We start from the raw sequence: 18,538 nt of genomic DNA on the forward strand, positions 1-18,538 counted from the left end.
CTCCTATTTCTTTTTCCGGTTCTCCACCAGTTTCATCCCCAGCTTCCTGCTGACTGCCCAGCGCACTGCGGGACAGACCGCCGTCGCATAATCCAGCATATGGTATGCAAACATATAGAATTCTCTTCCTTTTTCTTTCGGCGTCCCCGCCCAGGGCGTCTGTGACAGGTACTTCTCATAGGCACGGCGGTAATGGTTCCGGTTTCCCGCGATCCACGGCCGTTCATCCCCCATATAGTGGATGACTGCCGGGTGGCGCTTTGCCGCTGCAAAGTCAGCCTTCGTCACCGCACGGTAGGGGCGGGAGTGCCGCACAAGCGTCCCATAAGAGAAATACCGGTAATTGGTAAAAAAATTGTACCGGGGCGGCAGCGTACGGATCCTGCCTTTCAGGGCGCCGTTTATAACATCCTGGTCGCTGGCAAACAGCTTTCCGCCCTTCTCTTTCCAGAAATCCAAAGGCCTGCCTGCACATGCTCCTCCCTCCAGCGCTTTAGGTCCACCAGAAGCACGCCGGAGTTATAATATGCATCCTCCGGCCCCAGGCCGATGGATTCTTTCACCGCCTCGTATATGGTAGGCTCCATCACAGCGCCGATGATATTTCCGCACAGCGCTTCTCTCCACAGCCGCTTTAAGGGCTGTGCCACCACCGTATCACAGTCCAGATAGATCACCCGCTCCACATCCTGGGGCAGCATCTCGCCCATGAACAGCCGGAGCATGATGCTGATATCATATCCTCCCAGGTCCACCTCATGGTCAAACCGATCTTTTAAATCTCCCATTTCCAGAAAAGTCAGGCTCCTGTGGTACCGCGCGGCAATCTCTTCAAGGGACGCCCGGCTCTCCCCTGTCAGCCCCATGGAGAGCACATAGACCTGGATCTCTGAAAATCCCTCGTTCCTGTCAAAAAGCGAGCACATGGATGTGCCCAGATGCCTTGCAAATGCGTCATTGGATGCATACACCACATTCAGGGTCTCGTACATTCTCCGTCACCTCACATACAGGCTTCCACCCGGTTTAACGCCGACGCGATCACCTTGTCCATATCATAGTATTTATACTCAGCCAGCCGTCCGCCGAAGATCACATGCTCCTCCTTTGCCGCAAGCTCAGCATACTGCTGATACAGTGTCTGGTTCTTCTCATCGTTGACCGGATAGTAAGCTTCCATCCCCTCTTTCCAATCCGACGGATACTCCCTGGTGATCACGGTCTTTGGCTGTGTCCCAAACTCAAAATGTTTGTGCTCAATGATCCGGGTATACGGGGTCTCCCGATCCGTATAATTGACCACGGCCACGCCCTGGTGGTTCTCCTCGTCCAGCACCTCGGACTCAAAACGCAGGCTCCGGTATTCCAGCTTCCCAAACCGGTACTCATAGTAAGCGTCAATGGTCCCGGTATAGACCACCGTCTCTCCCAGGCTGTCATAATGCTCCTTATGCTCCAGATAATCTACGCCGGTCTCTATATCACAGCCCTCAAAGAGCTTGTCAATGATCACATTATAGCCGCCGATCGGTATCCCCTGATAAAGGTCATTGAAATAATTGTTGTCGTAAGTAAACCGCACCGGCAGGCGCTTGATGATAAATGCGGGAAGCTCTTTACAGTCCCGGCCCCACTGCTTCTCCGTGTACCCCTTCACCAGCTTCTGATAGATATCAGTCCCAACCAGAGAAATGGCCTGCTCTTCCAGGTTTTTCGGCTCCCCGGCCACTGCCGCCTTCTGGCTCTCAATGATCGCTTTCGCTTCCGCGGGAGTACAGATTCCCCACATTTTACTAAAGGTATTCATATTGAACGGCATGTTGTACATCTCGCCCTTGTAATTTGCCACCGGGCTGTTGGTATACCGGTTGAATTCTGCCAGCTGATTCACATAGTCCCATACCTTCCGGTCGCTGGTATGGAAAATGTGCGCCCCATACCGGTGCACATGGATGCCCTCCACATCCTCACAGTATACGTTCCCGCCAATATGGTCCCGCTTCTCCACCACCAGGCAGGTCTTTCCTTTCTTTCTGGCCTCATAAGCCCAGACACCTGCATACAGACCGCTTCCTACCAGTACATAATCATATTTCTTCATTGATGTTATTCCGCCTTTTCTTTAATGAACTAGTTCTTACTATCCTGCTTTTTCAGCCGGGCAAGCTCACGCTCCAGGGCCTCGACTTTCTTCTGACTCTCCTCTGCCTGTCTCCGGCTTTCCTCTTCCAGCCTGCGGTTCTCCGCCTCAAGCCGCTCCACCTGTGCCAGCTTCTGCTCGATCATATACTCCACCGTATTGCGGTCAAGGATTCTCAACGCTTCCGAAAACATACTCATCAACTCCTCTACATGGTACCGGAAATAGAATATCTCCCGGTACAACTCTTCAAACTCCGGATACGCCTCCACCACCTTCCGGATATCCTCCGGACTGTCCGATGCAAGGAAATACAGCCATGCATCCAGCTTGCTACTTATATTGTGATGGTTTTGCAGGAAGATGTCAAGTGGAATCAGCAGATATTCCTGTACCATATCAAGCTCAAGCCCCGTATCAAAGACCTGCTTTCCATAATGCAGGTACTGGTCCGGGATTGCCTTGAATTCCCCCGTACTGTCCTTGATCAGAACGATCGTATAGACCGTTTTGATGTCCTGGTAAGAGAACTTCTCTCCCGCCCGCTTCTTTTCCTCGTGTACCTGGGAATACTGGCGCATCACCAGGTCGCTGGAATAACAGGTGCACCGCTGCCCGGGGAATAGATAGCCCACCCTCTGGATTTCCACATTGGCCGTTTCCCGGCTCTTTAACCGTACCACGATATCCATCGAAAGATACGTCCCGTCCTGTACCAGTTTTTGGGAATCATTCTGCATCACCTTCAGGATTTCCACATCCCGTTTCAGACAGTGCGTCAGAAAGTCCTCCAGCCGCTCCGGATGGCGCTCCGGGTTGAAAATCATGCTGAATACCGGGTCATAAGTCACATTCAGGCCCCGGACCCCCATACAAAATGAGACAAATTCCTCCTGGAGATTGTCCGTCAGTTTTTGGAATTGAGTATAAACCTCCTCCTGCTCCTGAATCCGCCTCATGACCTCCTTTCTGGACTCCGCCGGTCCAAAAAAATTGTCGTGTCCCGGCACCTTAAGTTTCACATTTACCGCCTTCTCAGATTTCATAGAATACCCCCTTGAACGTTTTTGAATAAAAAGAGAAATAGAATAAAACAACTAACAATACTACTAACCTCAACACTCTGAAATCGTGGCCGAACCGGCCTTAAATTGCAGATTCCATACAGAAGACTTCTGTACTGAGAAATTCAGTATATCATATCACGAAATATTTTGCAAAAGATTATTTGCTTGTTTTCCCGCATTTTGCAGCCATTTTGCAGCGCCAACAGGCGAGATACAAAGCGGCAGGAGCACGTTTCCCTGTCCGTGTTCCTGCCGCTTCCCTGTCTTACCTTATCAAATACAACAAATCTGTCACAATCCCAATTCAGTCCCTACACCTCAAAGATCAGATCCCCATAGCTCGGGAATGGCCACAGGTCTTTATCCACGATCATCTCCAGCCGGTCAGCCGGCTCGCGCAGTGCGGCCATCGCCGGCACCACTTTCTCATGATAAGCATGGGCCTGGGCCTCGCCGCTCTCCATGGCAGAGCAGGCATCGTTTGCATCGATCAGCGCAGCCAGCGCAACCTTCATGTCAGATAAAAGGGCGCAGGTTTCTACCAACAGTTCCGTCTGGACACTGGTATCCGCCTGGGGACATGTAGACTGTACCACACCCAGGGAGCCTCCCAGCTGTGTGGTATACTTGATAACTGCCGGGATCAGCTGCTTGCTCGCCATATCGATCATCGTCCTGGCCTCAATGTTGATGACCTTGGAATATGCCTCATACTCCACCTCTGCGCGGGATTTCAGCTCTGCCCTGGTAAATACGTTGAACGCCTCAAACAGCTTCACAGCCTTGTCCGTAGTCAGGGCCGGGATAGCGTCCACCATGGAGCCAATGTTTGGAAGGCCTCTCTTCTCGGCCTCCGCAACCCATGCATCAGAATAGCCATTGCCATTAAAGATGATCCTTCTGTGCTCTTTTAACAGCCGTTTGATCATATCGTGGACCGCAGTATCAAAATCCTCCGCTTTCTCCAGCTCGTCTGCCGCCTCCTTGAACGCCTCGGCAGCGATGGTGTTCAATACCACGTTGGGCGATGCCACAGAATCAGAAGATCCAACCATGCGGAACTCAAATTTATTGCCGGTAAAGGCAAACGGGGAGGTACGGTTCCGATCGGTGGCATCCTTATCCAGATCCGGCAGAGTCGCAACGCCAGTCTTTAATGTGCCGCCCTTTTTCGAGTGGGTCGCCTCGCCTGTGCTGCACAACTGGTCGATCACGTCCTGAAGCTGTTCTCCCAGGAATACGGAAATGATCGCCGGCGGAGCTTCATTGGCGCCCAGACGCTGGTCATTGCCCACATCAGCCGCAGACTCGCGAAGCAGGTCCGCATGCTTATCCACTGCCTTTAAAATACATGCCAGCACCAGCAAAAACTGAATATTCTCATGCGGGGTCTCGCCGGGGCTTAACATATTCACACCGTCATCAGAGGTCAGGGACCAGTTGTTGTGCTTGCCGGAGCCATTTACCCCTGCAAAGGGCTTCTCGTGAAGCAGGCAGGTAAGGCCGTGACGTCCTGCGACCTTTTTCAAGGTCTCCATGACCATCTGGTTGTGGTCCACCGCCAGGTTGGCCTGGTCATAGATCGGGGCAAGCTCATGCTGCGCCGGAGCCACTTCATTGTGCTGTGTCTTGGCCGTAACGCCCAACTTCCAAAGCTCCTCATTGACTTCCTTCATATAAGAACCAACCCGCTCACGGATCGCGCCGAAGTAGTGGTCTTCCAGCTCCTGTCCCTTCGGAGGCATCGCCCCAAACAGGGTCCTGCCTGCATAGATCAGGTCTTTTCTCTGTAAATATTTTGCACGGTCAACCAGGAAATACTCCTGCTCCGGCCCGACGGACGGGCAGACTCTCTTGGCCGTGGTATTTCCAAACAGTCTCAGGATCCTTAAGGCCTGTTCATCAATCGCCTGCATGGAACGCAGGAGCGGGGTCTTCTGGTCTAAAGCCTCGCCCTTGTAAGAACAGAATGCCGTCGGAATGCAGAGAGTAACGCCGATCGCATCCTCTCTTAAAAACGCCGGAGAGGTGCAGTCCCACGCGGTATAGCCCCTCGCCTCAAATGTGGCGCGCAGGCCTCCGGACGGGAAAGAAGAGGCGTCAGGTTCTCCCTTTATCAGCTCTTTGCCGGAAAACTCCATGATCACCTTGCCTTCTGCATCCGGTGCGGAGATGAAGGAATCGTGCTTCTCAGCGGTAACGCCTGTCAGCGGCTGGAACCAGTGAGTGTAGTGGGTCGCCCCCCGCTCAATCGCCCAGTCCTTCATGGCATGTGCAACCACGTCTGCGATGGACGGGTCCAGCTCCGCGCCATCCTCAATGGTCTTTTTCATTTTCTTAAATACACTCTTCGGCAGACGTTCTTTCATCACCGTTTCATTAAAAACGTTCTTGCCAAATACCTCAGCAACATTTACGATTTCACTCATAAATCTGTCCTTCCTCTCGTTTGAATTACCGTTCCCGGTCTCCTCATTCTGTCTGATATCCGCTCTTATCCTTTTGTCGTAACGCTCACCACCTTATTATGTAAGGTTTTTACGGTTTCGTCAACGACTTTTTCCGATGCCTTTCTTAAAAATGTCAAGTCCGGATATCAGACAAAAAACGATGGCACCCTTCCGTTCTGGAAAAACGCCATCGTTCTTTATTAAAATAAACCATCCCGCCTGAAAATGCAAGCACTTTTTTAATTTATTTCCCTTACAAGAAATTTTTTATAGGTAACATCCATGCCAAAAGCGCCCAGCGGAGCTGTAATGATAATTGCCAGGACCGCCACCGACAGCACGATCCTGCCGCAGGGCAGGCCCATAGCCAGCGGAACGGAGCCGATCGCAGCCTGGACCGTGGCTTTGGGGAGATACGCGATCATACAGAACAGCCGCTCCTTTAAATTCAGAGGGGTATGCAGCATACATAGGAACACACCCGCCGCCCGGAATGCGAGCGCCAGAAAGATCATTCCCACCGCTGCCGCCCCTGCGCCAAGTGTATAGCGGATATCCACCGCCGCGCCAACCAGCACAAACAGGATGATCTCTGCGGCAATCCACAGTTTACCAAACTTCTCTGACAGCCGTTTTGACACAAATGCCGTACTTCTAAGCTTCAGCACGCAGGCCATGCTCACCACAGCCAGCAGCCCCGAGACGGAAACATGGCCCTTCAGCCAGTTCTCAGCAGCAATGAGCAGGAAGGAGATCCCAAGAAGGATCACGACCTTTGTACTGTTGCGCACGCAGTGCCTGTGGGCATAGGCTGTTTCAAAAAACAGGCTCATGAACCATCCGGCCAATGCCCCCAGTGCAATCCCAAGGATAATGGAGACCGGGATGTTCACAAAATCCGACCAATTGGCAGAACCTCCCTGTGCCATCCCCGTGAACGTGGTAAACAGCACGATCACAAAAATATCGTCACAGGACGCGCCTGCCAGGATAAGCTGCGGGATACTTTTCTCCGTACCGTACCGGGATTCCATAAGCTGTACCATCCGTGGAACGACCACCGCCGGAGAGACTGCCCCCAGAACCACTCCCATCACAGCCGCCTCCATCCTTGTCACGCCGAGTATCCCCGGCGCAAACAGGACAAATGCCAGGATCTCAAAGCTGGCCGGCAAAAAGGACATCAGGATCGCCGGACGCCCCACTTTTTTTAGATCCGACAGATCCAGTGACAGCCCCGCCTTCAAAAGAATGATGATCAGGGCCATCTGCCGCAGGTCCGCAGAGATTGAAAGGATAGACGGGTCCAGCAGATCCAGGGCATAAGGTCCCAGGACAATCCCCGTAAGCAGCATTCCAATGATGCGCGGCAGCTTGAGCTGCTGGCATACCGCCGCCATGAAAAGCCCAGCCAGAAAGATAAATGCAAGTGATGTTAACATCGTATTTCCTCCTTTTAAATGCAAAAAAGCCGATGGTCCCTGCGACAATATGATCCTGTTATCGCAGAAGTCATCAGCTTAATAAGCGGTTTAGGTTTCCCAAGGGAGAACTTCATTCCCTCAAAACATTTTATATTGTAAACGATTTTCTTTGATTTGTAAACTACATTTTTATTTCTTAAAAACCTCTTGACATTTTAAACTGAAACAATTATGATAACAGTATATTAACTGCAATTTATTTATTAACAGTTTTGAGATACGTTACCCATTTTAATTCGTATTACATAGAAAGGCAGGAATGAGCATGAACACAAGAGAACATGAAACCATGAAAATGCGCGGCAGCGCCGACGTCACTTATCTCGGACAGACCGTTGACCAGATGATCCTTGACTTTATGAGGGAACAGGATATCCCCGGACTGACACTGGCGATCGTCCAGGCTCCTTATATCCCCCGCGTCGTAGGATACGGCATGTCTGATACAGAAGGAAAAAGACTGGCCTCCGCCAATACCATGTGGCCGGCTGGACCGATCTCACAGGCATTTGCGGCAGTAGCCATTATGCAGTTATATGAAGATGGTATGCTTGGTCTGGACGATACGCTGGCCGTACATATACCAGAAGTGCCGGACAGCTGGAAATCCATTACCATAATCCAGCTTCTCCGCCATGCTTCTGGACTGCCTGACTACCGTGACATCCCTCATTGGTCACCCTTCACAGATTGGACCTTCACAGGGCTTTTGGATCTGATCCGCCATCAGGAACTACACTTTTTTCCGGGAACAGATGTGGCGCAGAACGCTTCCAATTTCCTGTTCCTCACTGAGATCGTGGAACGTGTCAGCGGGAAATCCTATCATGACTTTGTAACAGAACGGCAGATCCGGTTTTTAGGCCTGCGCCGCACCGGCTTTGCTGAGGATGAGGATCTATTTATGCACGAGGATGTTTCTCTGACTGACAATGTACACCAGCTTTTCAAAAAGAACGGGCTGTACATTGATCCAACCGAATATGCCGCCAGCTACAATAGCGATGGCAGACCGGTACAGAGAGTGAAATCCTCTGCGTTGCGGGGTTTTTCTGACATCTGGGCTTCCGCACAGGATATTTCCTTCTGGGACATCGGCCTTGCAGGCGGTGTACTGATCCACGAGCCGGAACACCGGGCTCTGGTATACGCCTCCTGGCAGCTTCCCGACGGCCGGGAGATGCCTGCCGTTGCAGGATGGCAGTTTTACAGGCATCGGGGATTGATGGATATTAAGGGAAGCGTCCCCGGATTCTCCAGCTTCTTGAGCCGTTTCACCCATCCGGAGGAGTTAGTCTGCGTTACTCTGCTCGCCAACAAAGAAGGAGTGGATTTTACTAACCTTGGGCGGCGCATTGCGGGAGCCTTCGGAGATCTGCTGTCCACCAACTATGATGACAACCGCCTCTACCTGCTGGAAGGACAGTTCCCTGCAGATGAGACCGTCCACCGCTTGGAACAGGAGCTTACAGCCCGCAGTATCCCGCTGTTTGCTAAGTTCGATCATGCACAGAACGCAAGGGAAGCCGGTCTGGAGCTTCGCCCTACCACAGTACTTGTCTTCGGCTCGCCCAAAGTGGGGACCGGGCTGATGCAGGCAGACCAGAGCATTTCCCTGGAACTGCCGCTGCGCATCTCCGTCTGGGAAGACGAAGCCGGCAGTACCTGGCTGGCGTTCCCGCGCATCGCCCTGATGGCGGATGCATATGGTCTTGCCGGACATCCGGTTATTGAAAAAATGCAAAAGCTATTGGAAGAACTGGTCCGAAAGGCTGGAAGCATCTACTGATCAAACAGTTATGCACTATAAAAATATCTGGACCAAAATAATGTCTGCTCTGCAAAAAACGCCGCATGGTCGCTTCTCGCGTCCATGCGGCGTTCATCCTATTCAGTCTCTATCATGCTTTTCCAACAGAACCAAAGATCTCCATCTTCTCTTTCACAGTACCTTTGATCGCCTCGGTACCAGGAGCCAAAAGCTTACGCGGATCAAAGCCCTTGCCTGCTAAATCCTTGCCTGCCTCGATGTACTCGCGGGTCGCTGCTGCGAAGGAAAGCTGGCACTCCGTATTTACATTGATCTTCGCTACGCCAAGGTCAATGGCTTTCTTGATCATGTCGGTCGGGATGCCGGTACCGCCGTGCAGTACGAGCGGCATTTCGCCGGTCTTCTCCTGGATCGCTGCCAGGGTCTCAAAGCTCAGCCCCTTCCAATTCTCCGGATATTTACCGTGGATGTTGCCAATGCCTGCTGCCAGGAAATCGATGCCCAGGTCTGCGACTGCCTTACACTCGTTCGGGTCTGCACACTCGCCCATACCCACAACGCCGTCTTCCTCGCCGCCGATGGAACCTACCTCAGCCTCCAGGGAGATGCCTTTTTCATGGCACAGCTTTACTAACGCTGTGGTCTTCTCGATATTCTCCTCGATCGGATAATGGGAACCGTCAAACATAACGGAAGAAAAGCCTGCTTCGATACATTTCAGACAGCCCTCGTAGCTGCCGTGATCCAGATGCAGGGCTACCGGAACCGTGATCCCAAGCTCCTCCATCATGCCGTTTACCATACCCACTACGGTGCGGTAACCGGTCATATATTTGCCTGCGCCTTCAGATACACCTAAAATAACCGGGGAATTCAGCTCCTGTGCGGTTGACAGGACTGCCTTGGTCCACTCCAGATTGTTGATGTTGAACTGTCCTACTGCATAATGTCCTTCTTTTGCTTTTTTCAGCATTTCTGTTGCAGATACTAACATTTTACAAGCCTCCATTTCGTTATTGTCCTTTGCCCGGCAACGGGAAACATGCCTGTCCCCACTGCACTCTGCTTCCTCTACAGTATAATACATTTTTCCATTTTTGGAAAGCATATTCGTACGAACATTGTTCGCCAAAAAATACAGGAACTACAGGCCCAGGATTTCTGCCACGGTCTTTTCCAAATCTGCAACGTCGCTTTCGCGGGTGTGGCGCACCTCTGCGCTGCGGATCTCCTCCACAGCCGGAGGGATCGGGACGCCTGAGGCTTTGCACAGATCGTCTATGATGGCAAACTCATCTTTGCTGCCCTGGTCGCCGAATACTGCTTCCATGACGCTGTGAGAGAATTTGTACGGGCTGGCGGTGGATGCGATCACAGTCGGAGTCCTGTCGCCGGTCTCACGGACATAATTTTTGTAGACGCAGGAAGCGACGCCGGTATGGGTGTCGATCATGTAGCCGGTCTCGTCATAGAGATGACGGATTCCTTCTGCATTCTCCGCCTCGGTCGCATATCCTCCGACAAAATCTTTCATAAACTCTCTCATGCTGTCGGTCACTGTGTAGGCTCCAGCAGCGGAAAGCTGCTCCATCATGGCTTTATTTGCCTGGGCGTCACTGCCGGCGCTCAAATAGATCAGCCGCTCTAAGTTGCTGGAGATCAGGATGTCCATGGACGGAGAACTGGTCAGGATAAAGTCCCTCTTTTTGTCATAGGTACCGGTGCGGAAAAAGTCATACAGCACCTTGTTGTCGTTGGAAGCACAGATCAGGGTCTTCACCGGCACGCCCATCTGTTTTGCAAAGTACGCCGCCAGGATATTGCCAAAGTTGCCGGTGGGCACGGTGATATTGATCTGGTCGCCGTTTTTGATCTCACCGTTCTGAACCAGCCTGGCATATGCATATACATAATATACCACCTGCGGCACCAGTCTTCCTATATTAATAGAATTGGCTGAAGAAAGCTGGAAGCGTTTTTCTGCCAGCCTTTCACCAAACTCACGATCCCCGAAGATCATCTTGACACCGGTCTGGGCGTCGTCGAAGTTGCCGTGGATCGCCACAACGCTGGTATTGTCCCCTTTCTGGGTGACCATCTGAAGCTCCTGGACCCTGCTGACGCCGCCCTTGGGATAGAACACGATGATCCTGGTACCTGGAACATCGGCAAATCCCGCCATAGCTGCCTTGCCTGTGTCCCCGGAAGTAGCGGTCAGGATCACGATCTCGTTCTCCACATGATTCTTCTTTGCAGATGTTGTCATCAGATAGGGAAGAATAGAGAGCGCCATATCCTTAAACGCAATGGTGCTGCCATGGAACAGCTCCAGATAATAAGCTCCGTCCGCCTTCACAAGCGGTGCGATCTCTTCCGTATCAAACTTTTTGTCGTATGCGCACTCGATGCAGTACCGAAGCTCCTCCTCCGTAAAATCATTCAAAAACAGCTTCATAACCTGATATGCAGTCTCCTGATAGGTCATCCCCGCCAGCTCCTCCATGGAAACATCCAGCTTCGGAATGAAGGTGGGCATGAACAGGCCGCCATCATCTGCCAGCCCTTTTAAGATCGCCTGAGACGCAGACAGGCCGCTCTCCTTGCCCCGGGTACTCTGATAGGATAAATTCATAGGTATCGGTTCCTTTCTTCCTAATGTCCCTCTAATATAGAAGGTTTATTCAGTATTTTTGTAGATTGTAGCACACTTTAGAACCCGGTGCAAGAGCAGGATATTTTTTCTTCTACAACCCAAAAGCTGTGACAAAAACAATAAAAATATTGTTAAATTTCAAAAAAAGTATTGACTTTTCCTTTTTCAGAGCATATAATGCAGAAAAAGTGATTGAAAAACCATATGAAAGATGTGAGCAATGGCGCTCGGGCAACCCTTTCCTGGAAAGGGGAGTTCGGAGCGCATTTTTTTATCCGTCGATCGAGAATGAAGAAAGGTGGTAAAGACTATGATTAAAGTGGAAAACTTAAAAAAGAACTTCGGAAGCCTGGAGGTTTTAAAGAACATCAACTTAACCGTAGAAGAAGGCGAAAAGCTCGTCATCATCGGACCGTCCGGCAGTGGCAAGAGCACTTTAATCCGCTGCATCAACTATCTGGAGGAGCCGACTTCCGGCGAGGTCTATATCAATGACCAGCTTCTGACAAAGAAGAACCGCGGCGAGATGGCAAAGAACTATTCTTCCATGGTATTCCAGCAGTTTAACCTTTACCCGCACATGACCGTGCTCCAGAACCTTACCCTTGCGCCGATCAAGCTGCAGAAGGTCCCGAAAAAGGAAGCGGAAGAAAATGCCATGAAATACCTGGAGCGTGTAGGGCTTGCAGATAAGGCCAACTGCTATCCGCAGAATCTGTCCGGCGGCCAGCAGCAGCGTGTGGCTATTGCCCGTGCGCTGTGCACCAAGCAGAAACTGATCCTGTTCGATGAGCCTACCAGCGCATTAGACCCGGAGATGGTCCAGGAGGTACTGGATGTTATGATCGGTCTTTCTCAGGAAAATATCACGATGGTATGCGTAACCCACGAGATGGGATTTGCCAGACAGGTTGCGGACCGTGTGATCTTTATGGACGACGGCACTATTGTCGAGGAAGGCACCCCGGAGCATTTCTTCACTAACCCGGAGAATGAACGCACCAAGGCATTTTTAAGTAAGATTCTGCATTAATGTTTTTTGTAACGGATTCTGTACCGATGTAAGCTAACTAAAGGCTCTTTCCGCCTGAAAACGGGGAGCCTTTCAATATAGTTAGAAATCTCATTTTGAGGAGGAAAACAATTATGAAGAAGACTATGAAAACAAGTGCCCTGCTGATGGCTGCCGCTATGATGGTGAGCGCCGCTTTAACAGGCTGCGGAGGTTCCGGAAGCACCGCAACCACTGCTGCTGCGGATACCACTGCTGCCGGTGATACGGCTGCTGCCGGCGATGCTGCCGCTGCCGACGGCGTGAGCGCTGATGTACAGAAGATCATCGACGCAGGCGTATTAAAGGTCGGCGCCAAGGTTGACGTTCCGAAATTCGGTATGCAGAACACGGCTACCGGCGAGATGGAAGGCGTCGAGGTTGACTTAGCTTACGAGATCGCAGGCAAGATCTTCGGCTGCACCGCAGCGGAAGCCAAGGAAAAGAAGCTGGTTGCTTTCCAGGGCGTTACCGCCAAGACCAGAGGCCCGTTGATCGACAACGGCGAGGTGGATATGGTTATCGCAACCTACACCATCACTCCTGAGAGAAAAGAGACCTGGAATTTCTCTGATCCGTACTATACCGATGCAGTTGGCCTGATGGTCCTCAAAGATTCCGGCATCAACTCCATCGAAGATCTGGACGGCAAGGTTATCGCGGTTTCACAGGGTTCCACTACAAAGGACGGCTTCAACAAATACGTGGCAGAAAAAGGCTATAATGTAAAACCGGAATTCGAGGAATTTGACGGATATCCGTCCATGGCTGCGGCCCTGGCTGCAAAGAACGTGGATGTATTCTCCGTAGACCGTGCAATCCTCGCAGGCTACAATGACGAGACCACCATCATCCTTCCTGACCGTTTTGCAGAGCAGGAGTACGGTGTGGCTTCCAAACTGGATAACAAAGGTCTTGCAGAGCTGGTGAACGGCGTTGTGACTGATTTAAAGAGCAGCGGCAAGATGGACGAAATGCTGAAAGGTTGGGGAATCGAGTAACTTATGATAAAAGATCTGTTTGACGTAAAACGCTGGGAGGCATTCCTGAAGGTGCTCCCCACGGAATACATACCAGGATTTATCATGACTCTGAAGGTAGCGCTGGCAGGACTTCTGCTGGCGCTCGCCCTTGGGGTCATCTTCGGTATGTTATCCACCACGAAGGTTAAATTTTTAAAATTCATATCGAGGGTATACGTGGAATTCTTCCAAAACACGCCGTTGGTCGTGCAGGTCTTCTTTTATTATGCCTGTCTTCCATATGTGATCGGTGGAAGGATCCCCAAATTCACACTGGGCGTCATCGGCGTGGGGATTTACCATGGAGCCTATATTTCCGAGGTCATCCGCACCGGTATCGAGGCTGTGCCCAAGGGACAGTTTGAGGCTGCCTATTCCCAGGGCTTCAACTATCTCCAGACCATGTGCTACATTATCCTGCCGCAGACCATGAAGATGATCCTGCCGCCTCTGACCAACCAGGCCTTAAACCTGGTCAAGAACACCTCGGTGCTCGCCATGGTGGCCGGAATGGACCTCATGTATCATGCAGATTCCTGGGGCAGCGACCGGGGATACTTTGTCCAGGCCTATCTGCCCTGTGCACTGCTTTACTTTGCCATCTGTTTCCCCCTTGCCAGGCTGGCAAGGTATCTGGAGATCCGGGCAAAGCGCACTCCTGTACCCAAAAAGCAGAAGGGGGTGGCTTAGATGGCAGGTGTATTTACCACGATTTTTACAAAAGCAAACTTTATGTTCATGATGCAGGGACTTTTGCTGACCGTGCTCATCGCCGCATGTACCATCGTGCTGAGCCTGTTCTTTGGCACGTTTGTGGCAATGCTCCGGCATTTCTGTATCGGTAAACTGACCTGGATATCCTGGCTGGCCGGAGCCTATATCGAATTTTTCCGGTGTACGCCCAATATCCTGTGGATCCTGTGGATCCGGTTCACCATGCAGGGCAACCCGACGGTAAAGGCGATCTTCGCCTGCACCCTGTTTACCACTGCGGTTGTGGCTGAGATCGTACGCGGCGGCTTGAACGGCATCCCCAAAGGGCAGTTCGACGGCGCTGCCTCCCAGGGCTTCAGCTTCTGGCAGACCTTAAATTATATCGTACTGCCGCAGACCTTTAAGAGCATCATCCCTGCTCTGCTGTCCCAGGTCATCACCATCATTAAGGATACCTCCTTCTTAAAAGCGGTTGATATCGCAGAATTTATGCGCAACAGTACGGTTGTTATGGGACAGCTGCGTACCCCGGCTCAGATCATCACGCTGTACGGATTCATCGCACTGTGCTATTTCATCATCTGTTTCTCACTGTCCTGTGCAGTAAGATATTATCAGAAACGGGTTCGGATCGCATAAAAAGTATATTGCAATAAAAAAGTATATTATAGCATAAAAGGACAGTTCTCGTGTTCACCGCAAACACGAGCTGTCCTTTTTCAGAGGTTAAGCTTAAATCTTCATGGAGTCTGCCGGGCGCCTCCACGCCAAACACTTGCAGATTCTTTCCTACAGCGTTATACTGGTACCGTATTGAGCATATATGACTCTCGATGAAAGGAACTTTTTTATGTATACATATGCCTGGTATCACTGGCTGACTTTTTTTTATCTGTATTGTTTTTTTGGATGGATATTTGAATCCACCTATGTCTCTCTGAAAAAGCGGCATTTTGTCAACCGTGGCTTCCTGAGACTGCCCATGCTGCCGCTGTATGGGACCGGCGCCGTGATGATGCTGTGGGTCTCTCTTCCGGTAAAGGACAATCTGTTTTTGGTGTACCTTTCCGGCGTTATCGCTGCAACCATACTAGAATACATCACCGGTTACCTGATGGAACAGCTTTTTAAAGTCCGTTACTGGGACTACAGCAACCAGCCTTTCAATCTGAACGGGTATATCTGTCTCAGTTCCTCGGTTGCCTGGGGATTTTTGACCATTTTTATGACAGAGGTGATTCATACCCCCATTGAGCATCTGGTACTGAACCTGGCTCCTGCCGCGGAAGGCGTCTTCCTGATAATCGTCAGTATCCTGTTCATATATGATACGGTCCTCTCCACCAGAGAAGCCCTCAATCTGGCGCACGCTCTGGAAGCCATCACAAAGCTCCGCTCCGAGCTGGAGGAACTTCAGGTACAGCTTGCCCTCCTGAAGGCAGAGGCATCCCAGAATGTCCTAAGCATTACCGGCTCTGTCCGGGATACGGTCAAGGAAACGGTCCGGGAAGCCTTAAAAGACTCTGTAATGGAACCGGTAGTGGAATCTGTCGTGGAATCTGCGCTTGCACACAAGGAAGCGTTTGATGCGCGCAAGGAGGCATTCGATGCACGGAGGGAAGCCCTCGGAATGCGGAAGGAATCCATCGAAGCCCGGATCTCTGCTTTATCTGTGAAGCTTTCTGAAAAGAAAGAATCCCTGCGGCTTGGCATGGACATCCGCCGTCCCTCCATCCTGCGACGAAACCCGGGAGCTGTCTCCAACCGTTTTGCAGCTGCCTTAAAGGAACTGCACAGCTCCTGGGAATCACGAAAAAACGACTGATGTTCACAAAAAACTGATCTGCTCATACTCCGCCTGTTTATCCAGCTCAGGCGGAGTTTTTGTAAGGATTGGCGCAAGCTTTGCCTCCTCACTCAGCCAGAGCATTGCTTCGTCCTTTTCCAGGATCAACGGCATGCGGTCATGGGTCTGCTTCATCGAAGCATTCGCCTGGGTTGTCAATATCACAAAATGCGGCCCATCCTCGAACTGATCATAAAAACCGGCCATATATAAAACCGGCTCATCCTTTCTCAGAAAAGTGATCTTTTCCTTCGCCCGGTTCCATTCGTAAAACTGCCGCGCCGGAATCACAATCCGATGAAGGGCGAGGCCATTTCGGAACATGCGCTTTTCTGCCGCAGTTTCTGATCGGGCATTGAATATCAGACTCCCTTTCTGTAAACCGGGAAATCCCCAGCGAAGCCACCTGGTATGCGCTCCGTCCTGGTCATATACCAATACCGGCGCCAGATCGCCCGGATGCAGATCACAAGGATGCAGACCTTGGAAATGTGGGTCTTCGGGTGTCTCGTTCCCCGGAAAATCCGCTCCACCTGGCGAACGCTTTCCGCGCATCATGCCATTTATCTCCTCCAACAGCTTCTCTGTCTCCCGGAATGTTGACTCATCCACATAATAACGTCCACACATAACAGATCTCCTTCCCCCGGCAATATACTTTGTGGCCGCCTCTCTATGGCAATACCATCACCCACCGGCACGCTTCTATATAGAATATTAACTTAATTTCGTGTAATAATCCACCAATGATTGCACGGCAGCAATATTCTTTGGATGGAATGCCGGCATAATTCTTGTCCTCACTGCTGATGATCTCCGAGATCGCCACGCTTTGGAGCGCCCCGTCATCCCCTTCAAACTTGAACGAAAGGGGACGCGGAGAGCCTGTACTGGTAAACCAGATCTTGCATGCTATGGCAATCTGTCTTCCCCGTACATTGCCGCTGTCCAGTTCTCTCACATTGGTCCCTATTCCAAACGCTGACATGTCCGTTCCCCTTTCTGTTCCGTATCTTTCTGTCCTGCATTAATCGAGCTTCTCTGTACGGTAATCCACACTCCGGCGTTCTCTGGATATTCCCCCGCTCATATGGTCTATCTCACCCACCAGAAAAGAGGCGCGCATGACCGCATCATTGCCATACCGCTTCCGGATGGTATCGATGGTCCGGTCCAATCGTTCCAGCTTCTCATAATCTACCGGATCAAACAGCCCGATCTGCCGGTTTTTCTCCTTCGAGACCTTCATGGTATGGATGCCCAGATGGCGGATCGGTACGCCATCCCACGCCTCATCAAATGCACGGCAGGCTGCCTGCCAGATCTCTCCGGTAATATCCGTAGCAGCACCGAGAGTGATCTGGTGTCCCCAGGTCTCAAGCCTGTAATTGCGAATGCTGACTGCCACCACGCCAATCTTCACTTCGTCTGCCCTCAGCCGCGCCGCTACGGTCTCCGCCAAAGCCAGAAGCACCTGCTTTGCCGTACCGCTGTCCGTCACATCAAAGGCGATGGTCGTACTGTTGCCGTAGCCCTTGTTCGCCTCCGGCTCCGCCAAAACCTCGCTCACATCAATCCCATTGGCAAAGCTCCAGATAATCTCCCCATGCTTGTGCATGTGCGCCCGCAAAATAGCAGGATCTGTCTGTGCAAGCTGTCCTATGGTACGAATCCCCATGGAATGCAGTTTCTTCTCTGTGGCGCGGCCCACATAAAATAAATCCCTTACCGGCAGCGGCCATAGTTTCTCCGGCAGCTCCTCCGGAAACAGCGTGTGAGTCCTGTCCGGCTTCCTCAGCTCGGAAGCCATCTTCGCCGTCAGCTTGTTGCTTCCCACTCCGATATTTACCGTAAAACCCAGCGTGTCACGGATTCTTTCCCGGATCTCATCTGCCGTGCGCCGTGGATCTCCAAACAGATTCCCACTGCCTGTCATATCCATGTATGCCTCGTCAATGGAATACTGTTCAACCGCCGGACTATACTGGCGCAGCACATTGATAAACGCCTCGGAGGAACGCTGGTACAAGTTATAGTTGGGCGGCACCAGATACAGCTCCGGACACTTCCGCAGCGCCTCCGGCACAGCCTGGCCTGTCTGAATCCCATACTTCTTTGCCGGAATCGACTTGGCCAGGATGATCCCGTGCCGCTTCGTCACATCTCCGCCTACTGCGGAAGGAATCGTCCTTAAGTCCAGCCGCGCCCCCAGATGGCGCAGGCGGTACACCGCTTCCCAGCTTAAAAATGCAGAATTCACATCCACATGAAACACTACTGTCTGCATTGCCTGCGCCTCCTCTTACTATTTTAGAACATCTGTTCGATTTCAGTTTTATT

General features: G+C 51.5%; 17 protein-coding genes and 1 riboswitch. Of the genes, 6 read left to right on the plus strand and 11 right to left on the minus strand.

The window, feature by feature from the left end; all coding sequences use genetic code 11:
* Positions 1 to 3 precede the first annotated feature (3 nt).
* The 6 genes from AB1I67_RS22105 to AB1I67_RS22130 all read right to left on the minus strand — a co-directional run bounded on the left by AB1I67_RS22105 (position 4) and on the right by AB1I67_RS22130 (position 7,099).
* Entirely contained in the window at positions 4 to 459 is a 456-nt protein-coding gene (locus tag AB1I67_RS22105) for a glycosyltransferase (RefSeq protein WP_367032498.1), read from the minus strand.
* The gene (locus tag AB1I67_RS22110; protein ID WP_367032500.1) at positions 402 to 992 is read right to left on the minus strand and encodes a glycosyltransferase family 8 protein; all 591 of its coding nucleotides are present in this window, start codon (positions 990 to 992) and stop codon (positions 402 to 404) included. Before AB1I67_RS22110 ends, AB1I67_RS22105 begins: the two co-directional genes overlap by 58 nt.
* 11 nt (positions 993 to 1,003) lie before the next feature.
* Positions 1,004 to 2,101, minus strand: coding sequence for a UDP-galactopyranose mutase (gene glf / locus AB1I67_RS22115; RefSeq protein WP_367032502.1), 1,098 nt, complete (start codon positions 2,099 to 2,101; stop codon positions 1,004 to 1,006).
* Positions 2,102 to 2,130: 29 nt separating this feature from the next.
* Positions 2,131 to 3,186 carry a PD-(D/E)XK nuclease family transposase gene (locus AB1I67_RS22120; RefSeq protein WP_367032503.1) on the minus strand — a complete coding sequence of 352 codons (1,056 nt, stop codon included), beginning with the start codon at positions 3,184 to 3,186 and terminating at the stop codon, positions 2,131 to 2,133.
* A gap of 332 nt (positions 3,187 to 3,518) precedes the next feature.
* A complete protein-coding gene (locus tag AB1I67_RS22125; RefSeq protein WP_367032504.1) occupies positions 3,519 to 5,636 on the minus strand; it encodes a glutamine synthetase III in 2,118 nt (705 codons plus the stop codon).
* Between the two features lie 260 nt (positions 5,637 to 5,896).
* A complete protein-coding gene (locus AB1I67_RS22130; RefSeq protein ID WP_367032505.1) occupies positions 5,897 to 7,099 on the minus strand; it encodes a cation:proton antiporter in 1,203 nt (400 codons plus the stop codon).
* Between the two features lie 57 nt (positions 7,100 to 7,156).
* A riboswitch (Fluoride riboswitch) is annotated at positions 7,157 to 7,228 on the minus strand.
* Between the two features lie 178 nt (positions 7,229 to 7,406).
* On the opposite strand from AB1I67_RS22130, the gene AB1I67_RS22135 reads away from it, so the two are divergent.
* Complete coding sequence (locus AB1I67_RS22135) at positions 7,407 to 8,930, plus strand: serine hydrolase (protein ID WP_367032506.1); 1,524 nt, start codon at positions 7,407 to 7,409, stop codon at positions 8,928 to 8,930.
* 112 nt (positions 8,931 to 9,042) lie between these two features.
* Here the strand turns inward: AB1I67_RS22135 and fba are convergent, their stop codons facing one another.
* The gene (fba, locus tag AB1I67_RS22140; RefSeq protein WP_367032507.1) at positions 9,043 to 9,906 is read right to left on the minus strand and encodes a class II fructose-1,6-bisphosphate aldolase; all 864 of its coding nucleotides are present in this window, start codon (positions 9,904 to 9,906) and stop codon (positions 9,043 to 9,045) included.
* A 150-nt stretch (positions 9,907 to 10,056) separates the two neighbouring features.
* The gene (gene thrC, locus AB1I67_RS22145) at positions 10,057 to 11,544 is read right to left on the minus strand and encodes a threonine synthase (RefSeq protein ID WP_367032508.1); all 1,488 of its coding nucleotides are present in this window, start codon (positions 11,542 to 11,544) and stop codon (positions 10,057 to 10,059) included.
* Positions 11,545 to 11,875: 331 nt separating this feature from the next.
* Between thrC and AB1I67_RS22150 the strand changes: the two genes are divergently transcribed.
* The 5 genes from AB1I67_RS22150 to AB1I67_RS22170 all read left to right on the plus strand — a co-directional run bounded on the left by AB1I67_RS22150 (position 11,876) and on the right by AB1I67_RS22170 (position 16,177).
* Entirely contained in the window at positions 11,876 to 12,598 is a 723-nt protein-coding gene (locus AB1I67_RS22150) for an amino acid ABC transporter ATP-binding protein (protein WP_367032509.1), read from the plus strand.
* A gap of 113 nt (positions 12,599 to 12,711) precedes the next feature.
* Positions 12,712 to 13,617: a transporter substrate-binding domain-containing protein gene (locus AB1I67_RS22155; RefSeq protein WP_367032510.1), complete on the plus strand. Its 906-nt coding sequence runs from the start codon at positions 12,712 to 12,714 to the stop codon at positions 13,615 to 13,617.
* Between the two features lie 3 nt (positions 13,618 to 13,620).
* Positions 13,621 to 14,328 (plus strand): amino acid ABC transporter permease, encoded by a 708-nt coding sequence (locus AB1I67_RS22160; protein ID WP_367032511.1) that lies wholly within the window; start codon positions 13,621 to 13,623, stop codon positions 14,326 to 14,328.
* Positions 14,329 to 14,991 (plus strand): amino acid ABC transporter permease, encoded by a 663-nt coding sequence (locus tag AB1I67_RS22165; RefSeq protein WP_367032512.1) that lies wholly within the window; start codon positions 14,329 to 14,331, stop codon positions 14,989 to 14,991.
* 211 nt (positions 14,992 to 15,202) lie between these two features.
* A complete protein-coding gene (locus AB1I67_RS22170) occupies positions 15,203 to 16,177 on the plus strand; it encodes a hypothetical protein (protein ID WP_367032513.1) in 975 nt (324 codons plus the stop codon).
* 3 nt (positions 16,178 to 16,180) lie between these two features.
* Here the strand turns inward: AB1I67_RS22170 and AB1I67_RS22175 are convergent, their stop codons facing one another.
* Genes AB1I67_RS22175 through AB1I67_RS22185 form a run of 3 tightly spaced genes read right to left on the minus strand, consistent with a single transcriptional unit; the run spans position 16,181 to position 18,485 of the window.
* Positions 16,181 to 16,828: an SOS response-associated peptidase family protein gene (locus AB1I67_RS22175; RefSeq protein ID WP_367032514.1), complete on the minus strand. Its 648-nt coding sequence runs from the start codon at positions 16,826 to 16,828 to the stop codon at positions 16,181 to 16,183.
* A gap of 43 nt (positions 16,829 to 16,871) precedes the next feature.
* The gene (locus tag AB1I67_RS22180) at positions 16,872 to 17,186 is read right to left on the minus strand and encodes a hypothetical protein (RefSeq protein WP_367032515.1); all 315 of its coding nucleotides are present in this window, start codon (positions 17,184 to 17,186) and stop codon (positions 16,872 to 16,874) included.
* A gap of 39 nt (positions 17,187 to 17,225) precedes the next feature.
* A complete protein-coding gene (locus tag AB1I67_RS22185) occupies positions 17,226 to 18,485 on the minus strand; it encodes a DNA polymerase IV (protein ID WP_367032516.1) in 1,260 nt (419 codons plus the stop codon).
* Positions 18,486 to 18,538: the final 53 nt, after the last annotated feature.

The sequence above is a fragment of the Clostridium sp. AN503 genome (assembly GCF_040719375.1).
Classification (GTDB): Bacteria; Bacillota; Clostridia; order Lachnospirales; family Lachnospiraceae; genus Brotaphodocola.

Excerpts from the sequence above, each read along its gene's own strand:
- AB1I67_RS22110 (WP_367032500.1), bottom strand. The coding sequence starts at position 992 with ATGTACGAGACCCTGAATGTGGTGTATGCATCCAATGACGCATTTGCA.
- glf (WP_367032502.1), bottom strand. The coding sequence starts at position 2,101 with ATGAAGAAATATGATTATGTACTGGTAGGAAGCGGTCTGTATGCAGGT.
- AB1I67_RS22120 (WP_367032503.1), bottom strand. The coding sequence starts at position 3,186 with ATGAAATCTGAGAAGGCGGTAAATGTGAAACTTAAGGTGCCGGGACAC.
- AB1I67_RS22125 (WP_367032504.1), bottom strand. The coding sequence starts at position 5,636 with ATGAGTGAAATCGTAAATGTTGCTGAGGTATTTGGCAAGAACGTTTTT.
- AB1I67_RS22130 (WP_367032505.1), bottom strand. The coding sequence starts at position 7,099 with ATGTTAACATCACTTGCATTTATCTTTCTGGCTGGGCTTTTCATGGCG.
- AB1I67_RS22135 (WP_367032506.1), top strand. The coding sequence starts at position 7,407 with ATGAACACAAGAGAACATGAAACCATGAAAATGCGCGGCAGCGCCGAC.
- fba (WP_367032507.1), bottom strand. The coding sequence starts at position 9,906 with ATGTTAGTATCTGCAACAGAAATGCTGAAAAAAGCAAAAGAAGGACAT.
- thrC (WP_367032508.1), bottom strand. The coding sequence starts at position 11,544 with ATGAATTTATCCTATCAGAGTACCCGGGGCAAGGAGAGCGGCCTGTCT.
- AB1I67_RS22150 (WP_367032509.1), top strand. The coding sequence starts at position 11,876 with ATGATTAAAGTGGAAAACTTAAAAAAGAACTTCGGAAGCCTGGAGGTT.
- AB1I67_RS22155 (WP_367032510.1), top strand. The coding sequence starts at position 12,712 with ATGAAGAAGACTATGAAAACAAGTGCCCTGCTGATGGCTGCCGCTATG.
- AB1I67_RS22160 (WP_367032511.1), top strand. The coding sequence starts at position 13,621 with ATGATAAAAGATCTGTTTGACGTAAAACGCTGGGAGGCATTCCTGAAG.
- AB1I67_RS22165 (WP_367032512.1), top strand. The coding sequence starts at position 14,329 with ATGGCAGGTGTATTTACCACGATTTTTACAAAAGCAAACTTTATGTTC.
- AB1I67_RS22170 (WP_367032513.1), top strand. The coding sequence starts at position 15,203 with ATGTATACATATGCCTGGTATCACTGGCTGACTTTTTTTTATCTGTAT.
- AB1I67_RS22175 (WP_367032514.1), bottom strand. The coding sequence starts at position 16,828 with ATGTGTGGACGTTATTATGTGGATGAGTCAACATTCCGGGAGACAGAG.
- AB1I67_RS22180 (WP_367032515.1), bottom strand. The coding sequence starts at position 17,186 with ATGTCAGCGTTTGGAATAGGGACCAATGTGAGAGAACTGGACAGCGGC.
- AB1I67_RS22185 (WP_367032516.1), bottom strand. The coding sequence starts at position 18,485 with ATGCAGACAGTAGTGTTTCATGTGGATGTGAATTCTGCATTTTTAAGC.